The organism is Brevibacillus sp. WF146, from assembly GCF_001673705.2.
Lineage (GTDB): Bacteria > Bacillota > Bacilli > Brevibacillales > Brevibacillaceae > Brevibacillus > Brevibacillus thermoruber.
Genome location: NZ_CP109943.1, coordinates 3,192,013 through 3,206,587 on the forward strand (window position 1 = coordinate 3,192,013; position 14,575 = coordinate 3,206,587).

Here is a 14,575-nt window from a genome sequence, read left to right on the forward strand (position 1 = left end):
TATCTTATGAAAATTTTGTCTATACCAATGTAAAACGCGAAAGGAGATGGCTGCGGTGCTGTCTGCCCTCGGACCTTCAATTGGAAAATTAATGGAAGAAACCGGCGGCCAATGGGGCATTTACCTGGAGGATGTGCGGACGGGGGAACGGCTCGGCTTTGCCGAACATCAGCGCTTCTACGCCGCCAGCCTGATCAAGGTGCCGATCATGACGGCGGTGTTTGCCGAAGCGTACGCCGGCAGACTGGCCCTGTCAGACAAGCTCCGGCTGCGGCGGGAGGATCAGGTGGGCGGAGACGGCGTGCTGCAGCACTTGACGCCGGGCACCGAACTGACCGTCTACGACGCCGTGACGCTGATGATCATTCAGAGCGACAACACGGCGACCAACATGCTGATCGACTTGGTCGGCACGGACGCCATCCGCGCCGCCATGAGCCGTACGGAGATGGTCAACAGTTCGTTTTACAACAAGCTGATGATTGTCCCGGCGGAGCCGGAGGGCTACAACGAAGTGACCGCCGCCGACATGGGCAGCCATTTCCGCTGTCTGGCGACGGGAAAAGCGATCTCGTACAACAGCTGCCTGCACATGATCAACATTCTCAAGCGGCAGCAGCACCGCGACCGGATCCCGTGCCGCCTGCCCGATCCGGAAGGCGATGTCATCGGCATGCTGCCCAAGTGGGAGCTGGCGAACAAGACCGGAACGGTGACCAACATCACGCACGACGCCGGCATTTTGTACGTGGGCGGCCACGCCGTGATCATCTGCGCCCTGTCGAAGAACGTGGATGCCAAGGCTGCCGGCGAGATGATGGGACAAATTGGACGGATGGTGTACGACCTGTACGCAGGCCGCTCCTGACCAAAACCCGTGGTCAGCGGCAGCCCGGCACGAATTGCTCTCTTGCGGACGTGCCTTTGACTTGTGTTTGCTCTCAGGATACTCGAGCCACCCAACCGCACAGGCAGGTGCCGCGCAGACAAAAACGGGCGTCCTCCCCCAACCGGGAAGGACGCCCTGATTTTGCGTGGCGTGTTTACTTTTCGAGAATCAGCTTGCTTGCCTCGTACGCGCTGGAGAAGGAGAGCTCGGAAAGCTGTCCCTGCCCTTCGCACCAGTCGCCGGCAAAGAAGAGGTTGCGGTAGTCCGGCAGGAAGATCGGCATCGGCTTCTGGTTCATCGTCCACTTGATCTCCTGCACCACGGCGCGCGTCGAAACGCGCGGGACGACCAGCTCTTCGCGCCAGCCCGGGAAGTGCTTGTCGTACAGCTGTTCAATCTCCTGCTTGCGCTGTTCGACCGCTTCCTTGCTGCCCACTTCCGATTGGCGCAGGTAGGCTGTCGCCTGCAGCAGTTGGCCTCCCTCCGGCACGCAGGTGGTGTCGTAGTACGAGATGTCGGTGATGAAAATGTTGTTCTGCTTGTCGTACACATAGGTGTAGGGCACGTCGATCCGCTGTTTCAAGCCGACGTCGTACACCACCACGACCGTCGGCTCGTACGACGCGTACTGTTCGATGGCGTGCTCCAGCTTGGTATCCTTGAACACCTTGACCATTTCCTTGGGCGGAATGCAGCAGACGAACTCGTCGGCCGTATACTCCGCATCCGGGGTGACGGCGGCGATCACGCGGTCGTTTTCCCAGCGGAACGCCTCCACTCTGGTCTTGGTGAGAATCGTGCCGTTGTTGGCCTCGATCACGCGGACAAACTCGTTGATCAGCGCCTGCCAGCCGCCGCCGATGTAGGCCACCGGTTTGTTGGTCGTAAACAGGCGGCGATAGTAGGTAAAGAACACGTCGGACGGGATTTTTTCCGGCTCCCGGGTAAAGAAGTTGGAAGACGCCAGCGTCAGCATCATTTCCCGCACGTCCTCGCTGACGTTTTTCTTCTCCATCCACTTTTGGATCGACAGGTGCGGATGGCCCGTCTCCATCTTCAGCATCGTTTTCAGGATTTCAAAGGTAAAGAGGACCTTGTCCAGCCCTTTCAACAGCTTGGTGCGGAAAAGCCCCTGCACGTTGGCCGGAACGGCGGTCAGGTCGTCTCCCAGGTCGTATTTGGCTTTGTTGGGGTTGAAGTCCTGCCAGTCGATGTGGAGGCCCAACTCTTTTTCAAACGTTTTCAAAATGGACGTGTCGCGGCCGTAAATGGCGTGGGCGCCGAAGTTGAAATTGAAGCCCTTGAGCTTCAGCGTGACAGCTCGTCCGCCCAAGGAACCCCGTTCCAAGAGCGCCACTTTCTTGCCCTTGGACGAAAGATAGGCAGCAGCGGACAAACCGGCCAGTCCGCCGCCGACAATGACGACGTCATAGTGATTGGTGGTCATACAACAATCTCCCTTACGCACTCTCGAAGTTGATTCCTAATCCTCCATAGAATAAGGGATAGACAAGGTGGAAGTCAACTATCAATGAACTGTGTCTATTGTTATACTCGATATACCAATTATTTCCTTTTCTCACTAGTTTTTTACAAAACCCGCCATTTCTTCCGCCGCCGGGTGATATACGGGTGATATACGGGTGATATAATTGAAGAGATTCGTTTGAACAGGAAGAACGCACGTGAACATCGGGGCCGGGGCCGCCCGCGCCAGGGAAGAGTGGCAGGGACGGCCGGCGATTGTCTACGATTACGTCACCGGCATCTCCCTGTTCACCTACATTCTGCTCTCCGTGGCGGTACGCCAGGCAGCTTGCCGTCCTGCACCAGGCCGCGCACACACGGCGGAACCGGTCTCCCCCGCAAAAAGCGGTGCTGGAGCATCAGATCAGAAGCGACCCGCTGGCCGACGTGGCCCGCACGGTGCTGATGCTGCGCACGGGTTCGCTGCCCGGGGAGCTGCCCCGTCCGCTGCGATCCCTGCTGCAGATCGTCCGCCGCCGCTTTTGCCGCCTCTACCTGCACGAGTACCTGCGCCTCGCGGACGGGACTGTCGAGCAGGTCACTGCCTGGGATCTGCCCGTCGCGGCTGCCCGTCTGACCGAACATGTGCCGGAAGCGGAAAAAGCAGCAGCTTCTCCTGCGTGTCCGCACCCTGCTTCGTCGAAGGGCTGCCGATTAGGAGCCCTGCTCGTTTCGCCGCGTCATCTGCTGCCAGACGGTGCCGCTGGCCGCTTCTCCGCTTTCGATCCGCTCCAGCGCCATTTTGATTTGCAGGCGCACCTCGAATTCCGGTTCGTCCTGGGCCGCACGCAGCGCCTCCAGCGCGGACTCGTCGCCCACTTCGTAGAGGAAGCGGGCCGCCCGCCAGCGAACCAGCTTGTTGGGGTCTTTCAGCGCTTCCGCCATCGGTCCGATGGCACGCGGGTCCCCCAGGTCGGACAGGGTGTCCCCCGCTGTGCGCCGGACGGAGACGGATTCGTCCCGCAGCGCTTCAAACAGATAGGGCAGCACCGCGTCCCCGCCGACCATGCCCAGATAGACCACCGCCAGCCGGCGGATGGAGGCTTTGGGATCGCGCAGCGCCTTCACCAGCACCGGCAAATCCGCTTCGGTCGGCTCCAGCCGATCCAGGGCGGCATACCGCTTTTGCCAGTCGGGATCGTCCAGCATCTCCAGGGTGACGACTTTCTTCTCCCGCTGTTCCGGCTGCGGCGGCGCCTCGCCCGGCTCCTGCTGCATCGCCAGCTTCACCAGCTCGTCCACCCGCTCCTGCGGATACGCGGCGTCGATCTCCTGCGCCACCACCTCGCCGATCTCGCGCAGATCGCCGTAGCGGACGCCGTGTTCCACCCACTTGCGCTCCATGATCAGGTTGGGCGAAGCGGACCCCGCCTGGACGGCTGCCTTGCCGAACCGCTCCGGCAACGCGGCGCGAATCTGCTCCGTCCCCATCGTCACCTTCACCTGCATGGGAATGCCGCGGAACATCTGAATGTACACCTGCGCTTCCCCCCAGCCGGCTTCGCTCGCCTCTTCCGTCAGGGCCGGCAGCGCGGCCTCTCCGCCTGAGCCAAACGCTTCCCTGGCCTGCGTCAGAATCCGCTGCCAGTCGGCGTTCGACTTTCGCTCCAAGGCGAAAAAATCGGCCGTGTGGAAAATGGACGTCACACCCTCGATCGCCAGCAGTTTGCGGATCAGGTCCGGGAGGGACGCCGTCGTTTCTTTTGTATAGACGCGCTGCACACCGTCCGGCAAACGCTCGTCCACGTTCAGCTTCATCACGTTGGGACTGGGCGTCGGCTCGATGGACAACAGTTTCATAGGGAATCACTCCTCCAGCCACAATCACTCCCTTTTATCGTAGCACGTCTGTCCCGGGCTTTCCATGTCAGCGGCCCGCGCAACTGCACTCGGCCTGCCGCGGCGTGCCGCTCCACGCGCCCTCTGCGGGACTGCCGACAGCCCGGGCGGCCTTTTCCCCTGTCCCCTCGCATCTACGCAGAAATCTTCCCGTATCGTACGCAACTTTGCGTCATTCCATTCGCTTGGCGGCCCAAACAAAAGGAGAACGATCCGTCCGGATGTTCTCCATCATTCATTGCCCGTCGTATGCAGCCCATTCTCTAGGTGATCGGAAGCTGATAGTAGTCGTTGGCCGACTTGACCGCAAAGCCGCACGATTCGTACAGGATGAGGGCCCGGGCGTTCTCGCAGGCCACTTCCAGCGCCGCCTTGGCTTTTATCGTAGTGGGTGCCACTCCGTCTCCTCCTTTGCTGCGTCTCTTTTGCGCCAGGGACGCCCTCATGATAAAGACGCACTCTCACAAAAAATAGATGCGCTGAATCTCACGCACCACCTCTTCCAGATTGTTGGGCACCTGGGGGATGGCATAGCCGACATAGAGCGGCGAGGTGACAAAACGGGGCACCACCTTGACGACGATGCGCTCTTCCCAGCGGTAGAAAAACAGGTTGTAGCTCTGGCAGCGGCGATTGAAGCGGTTCAGGATCCAGTGCGCCAGAATCTGCACGTAATCGGCCATGCGCGGCAGACGGTCCATGTCGGAGAGGACCACGTTGCACTCGAAGAAACCGGCCCTTGGCAGCGTGGACAGATTGCACTCCACCCCCGCCTCCCGATCGATGACGATGCCTTCAAAATCGCTCGGTTTTACATGCTGCAGGTAATCGTAGGTCTCCAACCCGACAATCTGCATGTGCGGATGGCGCATGCTTCCTCCCGAGTACGGGCCGTGATTTTTGAAAAACAGGACGGAGCGAAACGAGCCGCTCCGTTCCATCTCCCGCCATTTTTCCACCCCAAACGAAAACAGGGCATGCAGATGCTCCCGGGGATAGACGGACAGTTCGGCGTCGCAGTCGTCGGTCTCGATCAGCACGGTCTGGAAGGCGTCCTTCAGCACGGGGTATTTGTTGCGCAGCCAGATCATCGGCCCGCGCCGCTCCAGCACGCCCTCCAGTTCGTCCGGGCTGCAGAACGGACAGGCCGCTTCCCGGTTGGTGACGTTCTCCGGCTTTTGCCGGCCGATGTGTATGTCAAATTGCAAGTGCGTGTGCGGCATCCGCATTTCCTCCCTCCACAAGCTGCGAACGTAACTACACCAACTTTACAATTGTAAGTGTAAGGGGTAGTATGTTTGGTAGCCATTCTCCCCCAACCGACCGGGGGGAACGCTCAATCTTTCGCGGCATCCGAGACGAGACCGCATTCCGCGACAGGAGGTATGTTGATGATATCCGTCTACAAGGCGCAGTCCCGCTATACGACCGACCACGGATGGCTAAAGAGCAGCTTCAGCTTCTCCTTTGCCGAATACTACGACCCGGCCAACCTGGGATTCGGCCCGCTGCGCGTGTTCAACGATGACGTCGTGCAGCCGCTGACCGGATTTGGCCCACATCCGCACCGCGAAATGGAAATCGTCTCCATCGTCCTGAAAGGCGAGCTGGAGCACAAGGACAGCACGGGACGCCAGGAGGTGATCCGGCCCGGCGACGTGCAGCGGATGAGCGCCGGCACGGGCATCATTCACTCGGAAATGAACCCGTCGGCGACGCAAGAAGTGAACTTTTTGCAGCTCTGGTTTGAACCGGCCAAATACGGCTTGGCTCCCTCCTACGAGCAAACGGCGTACGATCCGGACCAGATGGTCAATCGGCTGCTGCCGGTGGTCTCCCGGGAGGGCGGGGAGCAGATTGCCCGCATCCATCAGGACCTGACGCTGTACCTGTCCCGTCTCGAGCCGGGGGCCGCCCTCACGTTTGAACAGGAAGCCGGCCGCCGCATCTACCTGTTTGTGATCGAAGGCGATCTGGCCGTCAACGGCGAGACAGCATTGGCCAAGCGGGACGCAGCCCGCATCACCGACACGCCGAAGCTGTCGCTGACCAGTCCGTCGGGCGCGTTCTTCATGCTGATCGACCTGCCGTAAGCACGGCCGCTTCGATCCGTCAACCGCCTTTTCTCACACCGCCGCCTCCGCTCCTCGGACGGCGGCCTTTTTTTATCTCACGGCTTCGGCATAGTATGGTTACCAGCAATCCCCGGAAAGGTGTGTGGATGTCAGATGGAAAAATCGTTTTACTACCCGGTAAGCTGGCGCGACGCCCAGCGGTACAAGACGCTGCTGAATGCCAAGGGGATCCCCTACCGGATCCAGTCACCCGTGGACCTGCCTGTGCTGGAAGACGGCGAACTGGCCATCGTCTTTCCTTCCATCCCGCTCCGCCTCTACGCCTGGGTACGAACGCAGTTTGTCCGGGACGGGCTGCGGTATCCCGATTTTCCGTAAATCCTGCGCCCGTCTTGCGCCCCCGCCAAGCCATTGATCGGGAGATGGCAATCGTATATGATGGAATCACATCAGACGGAATTTTCAGGCAGTATGGCGGAGACATCCTTACAAGCCAACGGAAACAAGCGGGAATGATAGGTCTGGGAAGACAAATGCGAACAGAACGGACAAAACGTGTCCCGCCGCGCATTCCCGCACAGGACGGCCCAGCCGGAATGGGCGGCGCGGTTCCCGGTTACCTGCTGACGCCGGAGAGCCGCCGGTTCGGTCAGCGAAAACCAAGTGGAAAGACGGTGAGAACGTGACGCAGAAACGGAACGAGGAATACGGAAGCATCGTGGACGTACCGGGCGTCAAGGTGGGACAGGCGCAGGACGAGGCGGCGCTGACGGGCTGTACGGTGTTGGTCATGGAAAACGGGGCCGTCTGCGGCGTCGATGTGCGCGGCTCTGCCCCCGGCACGCGAGAAACCGATCTGCTCCACCCGACCCACCTCGTCGAACAGGTGCACGCCATCTGCCTGTCGGGGGGCAGCGCGTACGGATTGGATGCGGCAAGCGGCGTGATGCGCTGGCTGGAAGAGCGGGGCATCGGGTTTGACGTCGGCGTGGGCGTCGTTCCCATCGTGCCCGCCGCCGTGCTGTTTGACCTGTCCGTCGGCAGCGCCAAGGTGCGGCCCGATCAGCAGATGGGGTACAGAGCGGCCCGGCAGGCGAGCACCCATCCGGTGAAGCAGGGCAACGTCGGGGCGGGAACCGGCGCGACGGTCGGGAAGCTGGCCGGCATGCGCCACGCGATGAAAGGCGGCCTCGGCTCCGCCTCCCGCCGCCTGCCGAACGGATTGGTCGTAGGGGCGATCGTCGCCGTCAACGCCGTCGGCGAAGTGCGTGATCCGGCGACCGGCAGGGTATTGGCCGGAGTGCGGGACGAGCACGGACAGATTCGCGACATCCTCTCCCTGATGATCGAACAGGGCTCTTCACCCGTCCGGCCCGGAACGAACACGACGATTGCCGTCGTGGCGAGCAACGCCAATTTCACAAAGGCCCAGGCCAACAAGGTGGCGCAGATGGCTCACGACGGCCTGGCCCGGACGATTTTCCCCATCCACACGATGCACGACGGCGACACCATCTTCGCGGCCGCCACCGGCGGAGTGGACGCCTCCGTCGATCTGGTGGGCACGCTGTCGGCGGAAGTGCTCGCCGAAGCGGTCGTCAACGCGATCCTCGCCGCCGAGACCGCCGGGGGAATCCCGGCCTATCGCGATCTGCGCCCCCAGGCCTGACGCCGGTGCAGCCCGCGCTGCTGCTTGGCAACCCTGTCGGGCCGTACGGCCAACGCCCTCCGGCTGGACGAACCGCCGCCGGAGGGCTTCTTTACGGGTCCCGAACAGGGGGCTTCCGCCGTTCCTGCAGGTTTCCGTTCACGAGCGGGTTCCCGTACTCACTCGACTTCCACCGTCCAGCCGTACGGGTCGGCAATCTCTCCGTACTGGATGCCGGTCAAGGTGTCATAGAGCTTCGCGGTCAGTTCTCCGATCCGTTCCTGATTGATGACCAGGCTGTGATCATTCCAGCGCAGCTCTCCGATCGGGGAAACGACCGCCGCCGTCCCCGTGCCGAACGCTTCCTCCAGTTCGCCCTTGGTGTACGCGTCGTACAGCTCCTCCATCGACAGCTTCTCTTCGCGAACGGGAATGCCCCAATCGCGCAGAAGGTGGATGACGGAGTCCCTCGTAATTCCACCCAGGATGCTCCCGTTCAGGGCAGGCGTCCACACTTCCCCTTTGATTTTGAAAAACACGTTCATGCTGCCTACTTCCTCAATGTATTTGTTCTCGATGGCATCCAGCCACAGCACCTGTTCATACCCTTTTGCATTCGCTTCTTCCTGTGCCTTCAGGCTGGCCGCGTAATTGCCGGATACCTTGGCAAAGCCGGTCCCTCCCCTGACGGCGCGGACGTAGCGGCTCTCCACATGGATCTTGACCGGCTTCATCCCCCCTGCATAGTAGGCGCCGACGGGGGAAAGGACGATCACCAGTTTGTACGACTCGGATGCCCGGACCCCCAAACAGGGCTCTGTGGCGAACATGAGCGGACGTATGTAGAGCGACGTTCCCCGTTCCTGCGGCACCCAGTCTTTTTCCAGGCTGATCAGGGTTCGCAAAGCCTCCAGGAACACCTCTTCGTCAATGGGCGGCATGCTGAGTCTGGCACCGGAAAGGTTCATCCGCTGCGCGTTTTTTTCGGGCCGGAACAGCAGGATTCGATTGTCCCTGGTTCGATACGCTTTCAAGCCTTCGAATACGGCCTGCCCGTAGTGAAGCACCATGGCCGCCGGGTCGAGCGCGAGCGGCGCGTACGGAACGATTCTCGGATCGTGCCATCCTTTTTCCGCGGAGTAGTCCATGACAAACATATGGTCGGTAAAATACCGGCCAAACCCCAGACTGCCGCTGTCGGGCTTCTCTTTTTTGCGGTCGGTTTGCGTGACGGTGATCGGGTACGACATCTTCCATGCATCTCCCTTTTCTTCGATACGAATCGTTATTACTCGTAACTATAGCACAACCGCCCTAAAAATGAAAAACTATTCAGAACATTAATATGGCGGTCATGCAGATGCGGCTGCGTTCGATACGCGAATCGCAGCCGTACTGTCGTTTTCGCAAAAAAGGAGACCTCCCTTGAGCCAAAGAAGCCGGGAGGTCTCCTGCAAAAAGAACGAAACCTGCGCCTGAGCGGCAGACTACTTGCTGCGCTCAATCTCCTCGATCAGCGCGGACAGCTCCGCCCAGCGATCAATCGCTGCCTCCAGCTCCGCTGACACCTGCTGTTCTTCCGCAAACAGCTTTTCCACCTTGGCGTAATCGCTGCCCGCCTCGGCAATCGCTTGTTTCAACGCCGCGCTCCGCTCCTCCAGCGCCGCGATCCGGGACTCGATCTCCTCCCACTCTTTCTGCTCCTTGTAGGAAAGCCTGCGAGGACGGTTGGTTCCCCTAGCCGCTCCGCTTCGGTCGCGGGAGTCGGACGCCGGTACGGACTGCGCCTTGTCCGCGTGCCGCTTGGACAGGGCTTCCGCTTCCTGTTCCTGGCGTCTTGTGTCCAGGTACTCCGAGTAATTGCCCATGAAGTGGCGAATCTTCCCGTCCCCTTCAAAGGCAAACAGGTGGTCAACAGTCCGATCCAGGAAGTAACGGTCGTGGGACACCGTAATCACCGTGCCGGGGAAGTGTTCCAAATAGTCTTCCAGGATGCTCAGCGTCTGAATGTCCAGATCGTTCGTCGGCTCGTCCAGGAAAAGGACGTTGGGTTCGCCCATCAGCGTGCGCAGCAGGTAGAGACGCCGTTTTTCCCCGCCCGACAGCCGGGAGATGGGCGTCCACTGCAGGTGAGGCGGAAACAAAAATCGCTCCAGCATCTGGGACGCGGTGATCGTCTGGCCGTCGCTGGTGTGAATCACTTCGGCCGCTTCCTTGACGTATTCGATCACCCGCAGGCTTTCTTCCATCTCCACGCTCTCCTGCGTGTAGTAGGCAAGTTTGACCGTCTGCCCCACCTCGATGGTTCCCGTGTCCGGCTGGATTCGGCCCGCGAGCATGTTCAGCAGGGTCGATTTGCCGCTGCCGTTGGGGCCGATGATGCCGACGCGGTCCCCGGGCAGGACGATGTAGCTGAAATCGTCAATCAGCTTGCGATCCCCGTACCCTTTGCTGATGTGCTGGATCTCCATGACGGTTTTGCCCAATCGGCTGGCCCGCAGCGACATCTCGATCGTTTCCGCCGGTCCGTCCACTTTTCGGTCGCGCAGTTCCTCCACCCGTTGGACGCGGGCCTTCTGTTTGGTCGTCCGCGCTTTTGCGCCCCGGCGCAGCCAGGCCAGCTCCCGCCTCAGCAGGTTCTGCCGTTTGCTTTCCGCGGCCGCTTCGCGCTCTTCCCGTTCCGCCTTCTTTTCCAAAAAGACGGCGTAGCTGCCCTCATAGCTGTACAGCTTGCCGCGGTCCAGCTCGAAAATGCGGGTGGTGACGCGGTCGAGAAAATAGCGGTCGTGCGTGACGAACAAGAGCGCCCCTTTGTAGCGGGAGAGGTACTCTTCCAGCCACTCCACCGTTTCGTTGTCCAGGTGGTTGGTCGGCTCATCCAGGATGAGCAGGTCTGCCGGTTGAATCAGGGCGCGGGCCAGTGCCACCCGTTTGCGCTGCCCGCCGGACAGCTCGTGCACCTGTTGGGAAAAATCGTGGATGCCCAACTGCGTCAAGATCGTTTTGGCCTGGGTATTGGCCTCCCAGGCATCGGCCGCGTCCATCCTGCTCTGCAGCGAAAACATCCGCGCCTGTTTCCTCTCGTCATGCGGGTCGGTCTGCAGGTCAGCCACGGCCTGCTCGTACTCGCGCAGCAGTTGGATGAGCGGCGAGTCGCCGTAAAACACCTGTTCCAGAACGGTGGAGTTTTCCGCGAAAACCGGATGCTGCGGCAAATACTCCACGCGAAAGCGGTTGGCGTGAACGATGCTGCCGCTGTCTGCCGTCTCCTGTCCGGCCAGGATTTTCAACAGCGTGGATTTGCCCGTACCGTTGACGCCGATCAGCCCGATCCGCTGCTGTTCGGCGATATGAAAGGAGATGTCGTCAAACAGGACTTTCTCCCCGTAGCTCTTGGAGAGATGTTCGACCGATAAGATGTGCATTGTCGTCACCCAAACTTGTTGGAAATATGGTTCAACCCGTTTTCATGAAGATAGCAAAAAACCAGGGGACTTCTCCCCTGGCACCCGTTTTTTCCCGATGGGGCTTGTGACAGGATCCGTACTGCGATCGATTGCTGACAGCTCATTGGCTCTACAACATGTCACGAAAGGGGAAATCCTCGCCGTTTCATCGTAGCAAAACACGGCTTCTTTCGTCAAAGGGGGCGGCCGATCCCGCGCAGACGGTTGCGCCAAGCGAAGGCCATTTACCGCGGAACAGACCGCCGTCCCTGAGCGTTCCGGGGATTACTGCAGGGAAAACAGCAGTTTTCTGCCTTCCTTCGAAACCTGAACGCGATCAGTATGCTTCAATGCCTTTTGAATAATTATGTATGGACTTGGCCAATCGACGCCCTTCTTCTGTTGCAGTTCGTCGTACAGCTCTGCCAGCGTCAGCGGCGCCGCCGCTTCCTCCAGAATCGCTTCAACCTCCCTGGCGATGCCCGGATAATCGTGGTGCTGATACGCCTTTCTGGGCTTCCCCACCTGCTTGTCCAACACATCTTTTGGAAGCGCCTGCCAGCTCACAGGGTCCTCTTCCCGCCCTGCGGTATCGACAGGAACGCCATACTGCTCGTCCAGCTCACGGATTCGGTGCAAAAGCTGCTTGATCTCGTGCCCCAATTCTTTGTCACGATCAACGTACTCGCGTCTCAAGGATACCCGCAGTTCCAGCAATGACTGCAGGGTCATCTGTAACGCCTTCCGTTCATGAAACGCTGCAGACATATTCTCCTCCTCTGTTTTCGTTTGTAACCATCATAAACCATTTCCTGGATGGCGAGGAGTACCTGCAGTCCTGAAAGAGCGGCGCGGATTGAAAAGCGAGTAGGATTCCAGGCGGTTGAACGCGTGTCTGCGCAGGGCCCGGCAAGACAAAAGCCCTATGGGAATCGGGACGCAGACACATGCGGAAAGGTGCGGAGGAAAAGCGGCTGCGCGGAATCGTCCGGGGCTGCGGAGCGGAACTCCGGCTGCCCCCCGCCCGCCGTTTCTCGGCCTAACGGACTACGCGCACATTACTGATTGCAGGATGGCCAGGTTGGCCTGTTCGTTGAGCCGGAGCTGATCGGCGTGACGCCAGAGGTCGGCTGGCGGCACCGGCAGTTCGCCGCAGACGTCGATGCCGAGGACGTTTTTATGCCGGACGAGCGCCTGCAGTGCCGCGAGCAGTTCCCGCAGATGCATGTTTCCATGATCCCAGTTGGTTACGGCGAAGGCGCGATTCAGCACGTCCTTGTCGATACTGATGTACACGTCTTCGGTCGGGATCAGGGAAAGCAGCTCCTGCGGTTCGCCTGCGTTTGGCCGCAGGACGATTTTTCCCTGCGCATCCGGCAGACAGAGATTTCGCTCCGCAGAAACGCCGACGATCAGCACGTGCTGCAGATGCGGAAGGCGGGCTGCCGCCTCGGCCACCCACGATCCGCACGACAACAGCCCGGACATGCCGTCCGAGAGCTTCGCATCGGTGTGGTTGTCGAACAGGACGAGGCTGAACGGCCGGTTGATTTCGCTGAGCAGAAGATAGGTGACATAGTGATAATTTCCGTTTCCGATAAACGTGATGCCGCGACCAGTCCGGGCGGACAGCCTGCGGCCGATTTCTGTCAGCGCCCTCTCTGCGCAAAACAGGTTGGCTTCCGCAATGTCCGCCAGGTCGATCCATTCGTCGGCAGCGTCGGACAGCTTGTGCTGCCAGGGATATGCGTTGTCAAAGTTCAGCAACGTCACGTCATGATGAAGGAGTCCCATGATCATCAAATCCTTTCCTTGCGAAAACGAGATCGTGCTCAGGTGTTCCTTTCATGAGGTGTCGGATATGAACTTTGTTGATGGTTTTATTATACAACACGGACGCCGGGGAGGTAAAAGCGGGGGGTGCATGTAAAAAAAAAGCTCCGACCACCATGAAAGTGATCGGAGGAGTAGTACGTGAATACGTTCATTATATGCACGATTGATACAGATGTCCTTAGGTGGTTGATGGAAAGACAGGAAAGAATCTCTTTTTTTCATCTGCATGCGAATGGGTCATTCACCCATGCCGGACCGGGTGCGTACCTTGTTTTCGAAAAAGACTTTTTCGACAGGGAGGATTCGGCGTGGGATACTACGTGAGAGTAGAGCCGGACGTGAAGATCTATGTGGAAGATGTCAACCCGGCGGGCAGGAAGGCCATCTTGTTCATACACGGTTGGCCCGCAAACCATAAGCTGTTTGAATATCAGTTTGATCACCTTCCCCAAAGCGGGTATCGCTGCATCGGGATGGACCTCAGGGGATTCGGCCTTTCCGACAAGCCGTGGAGAGGCTACAGCTACGATCGGCTGGCAGACGACGTCCGAGGCGTGGTGGACGCACTGCAATTGCAGCAGTTTACCCTCGGGGGTCACTCCGTGGGGGGAGCGATCGCCATTCGCTACATGGCTCGCCACAACGGATACGGGGCAGCCAAACTGGCTTTGTTCGCCGCCGCTGCTCCCAGCTTCACGAGACGGCCCGATTTTCCCTATGGATTACCCAGGGAAGATGTGACGAAACTCATACAGGACACGTATCGTGACCGGCCGAACATGCTTCGGGGATTTGGCGACATGTTTTTCTTCCAGCATGTGACGGGGCCCTTTTCGGATTGGTTCTTCCAGTTGGGGCTGCAGGCAGCAGGTTGGTCCACCGCGGCGGTTGCCGCCTCCCTCAGGGACGAAAGCCTGTTTGCCGATCTCGGCAAGATACGCGTTCCCACGTTGATTCTTCACGGGATTCATGACAAGGTCTGCCCGTTTCCATTGGCTGTCGCCCAAAAAGAGGGGATCCGACACGCCAGGCTTGTGCCGTTTGAAAACAGCGGCCACGGATTGGTTTGGGAAGAGCGTGACAAGTTCAACAAGGAATTGGCGCGATTTATCGAGGAATAAGCGGGGAGCGGGACGTTCTCTCGGGACGGTTGACCTTTCGGCAGACAGGAAAAAAGCAGGGGAATCCTCCCCTGCCTGTGTATGGTGCTGGTGAAGGGACTCGAACCCCCGACCTGCTGATTACGAATCAGCTGCACTACCACTGTGCTACACCAGCATTGTTTTCTTTTGTGATTCACGCTCGACCGACCGGT

The 14,575-nt window shown here is 59.6% G+C and carries 14 protein-coding genes and 1 tRNA gene; 5 read left to right on the forward strand and 10 right to left on the reverse strand.

All coding sequences use genetic code 11. The features are described from left to right. Positions 1 to 46: 46 nt before the first annotated feature. Entirely contained in the window at positions 47 to 868 is an 822-nt protein-coding gene (locus A6764_RS15915) for a serine hydrolase (RefSeq protein WP_264622277.1), read from the forward strand. Between the two features lie 175 nt (positions 869 to 1,043). Here the strand turns inward: A6764_RS15915 and A6764_RS15920 are convergent, their stop codons facing one another. From A6764_RS15920 to A6764_RS15940, 5 genes are all read right to left on the reverse strand, one after another. Continuing rightward, on the reverse strand, positions 1,044 to 2,336 hold the full coding sequence (locus tag A6764_RS15920; RefSeq protein ID WP_035300137.1) for a phytoene desaturase family protein: 1,293 nt from the start codon (positions 2,334 to 2,336) through the stop codon (positions 1,044 to 1,046). A gap of 329 nt (positions 2,337 to 2,665) precedes the next feature. After that, positions 2,666 to 3,046: a hypothetical protein gene (locus tag A6764_RS15925; RefSeq protein WP_141669800.1), complete on the reverse strand. Its 381-nt coding sequence runs from the start codon at positions 3,044 to 3,046 to the stop codon at positions 2,666 to 2,668. 24 nt (positions 3,047 to 3,070) lie between these two features. Further along, on the reverse strand, positions 3,071 to 4,216 hold the full coding sequence (locus A6764_RS15930) for a virulence factor (RefSeq protein WP_029097362.1): 1,146 nt from the start codon (positions 4,214 to 4,216) through the stop codon (positions 3,071 to 3,073). A gap of 302 nt (positions 4,217 to 4,518) precedes the next feature. After that, positions 4,519 to 4,653, reverse strand: a complete 135-nt coding sequence (locus A6764_RS15935) for an N-acetyltransferase (protein ID WP_413541958.1) — start codon at positions 4,651 to 4,653, stop codon at positions 4,519 to 4,521. A gap of 63 nt (positions 4,654 to 4,716) precedes the next feature. Then, positions 4,717 to 5,478: a DUF4931 domain-containing protein gene (locus tag A6764_RS15940; protein WP_029097364.1), complete on the reverse strand. Its 762-nt coding sequence runs from the start codon at positions 5,476 to 5,478 to the stop codon at positions 4,717 to 4,719. A 168-nt stretch (positions 5,479 to 5,646) separates the two neighbouring features. Between A6764_RS15940 and A6764_RS15945 the strand changes: the two genes are divergently transcribed. The 3 genes from A6764_RS15945 (at position 5,647) to A6764_RS15955 (ending at position 7,999) form a co-directional block, all read left to right on the forward strand. Beyond that, positions 5,647 to 6,348, forward strand: a complete 702-nt coding sequence (locus A6764_RS15945) for a pirin family protein (protein WP_065068175.1) — start codon at positions 5,647 to 5,649, stop codon at positions 6,346 to 6,348. A 135-nt stretch (positions 6,349 to 6,483) separates the two neighbouring features. Continuing rightward, positions 6,484 to 6,708 (forward strand): hypothetical protein, encoded by a 225-nt coding sequence (locus tag A6764_RS15950; protein ID WP_029097366.1) that lies wholly within the window; start codon positions 6,484 to 6,486, stop codon positions 6,706 to 6,708. Between the two features lie 304 nt (positions 6,709 to 7,012). Beyond that, entirely contained in the window at positions 7,013 to 7,999 is a 987-nt protein-coding gene (locus tag A6764_RS15955) for a P1 family peptidase (protein WP_264622278.1), read from the forward strand. A 158-nt stretch (positions 8,000 to 8,157) separates the two neighbouring features. Here A6764_RS15955 and A6764_RS15960 read toward each other — a convergent pair whose 3' ends face one another. The 4 genes from A6764_RS15960 to A6764_RS15975 all read right to left on the reverse strand — a co-directional run bounded on the left by A6764_RS15960 (position 8,158) and on the right by A6764_RS15975 (position 13,224). Then, positions 8,158 to 9,228 (reverse strand): branched-chain amino acid aminotransferase, encoded by a 1,071-nt coding sequence (locus tag A6764_RS15960; RefSeq protein WP_065068173.1) that lies wholly within the window; start codon positions 9,226 to 9,228, stop codon positions 8,158 to 8,160. Between the two features lie 237 nt (positions 9,229 to 9,465). Continuing rightward, on the reverse strand, positions 9,466 to 11,403 hold the full coding sequence (locus A6764_RS15965; protein WP_029097369.1) for an ABC-F family ATP-binding cassette domain-containing protein: 1,938 nt from the start codon (positions 11,401 to 11,403) through the stop codon (positions 9,466 to 9,468). A gap of 306 nt (positions 11,404 to 11,709) precedes the next feature. Then, positions 11,710 to 12,192, reverse strand: coding sequence for a Rok-like winged helix domain-containing protein (locus tag A6764_RS15970; RefSeq protein ID WP_065068172.1), 483 nt, complete (start codon positions 12,190 to 12,192; stop codon positions 11,710 to 11,712). 279 nt (positions 12,193 to 12,471) lie between these two features. Continuing rightward, on the reverse strand, positions 12,472 to 13,224 hold the full coding sequence (locus tag A6764_RS15975; protein WP_319800788.1) for an arginase family protein: 753 nt from the start codon (positions 13,222 to 13,224) through the stop codon (positions 12,472 to 12,474). Between the two features lie 344 nt (positions 13,225 to 13,568). On the opposite strand from A6764_RS15975, the gene A6764_RS15980 reads away from it, so the two are divergent. Next, complete coding sequence (locus tag A6764_RS15980; RefSeq protein WP_029097372.1) at positions 13,569 to 14,381, forward strand: alpha/beta fold hydrolase; 813 nt, start codon at positions 13,569 to 13,571, stop codon at positions 14,379 to 14,381. Between the two features lie 82 nt (positions 14,382 to 14,463). Here the strand turns inward: A6764_RS15980 and A6764_RS15985 are convergent. After that, a tRNA-Thr gene (locus A6764_RS15985) sits at positions 14,464 to 14,538 on the reverse strand. Positions 14,539 to 14,575 lie beyond the last annotated feature (37 nt).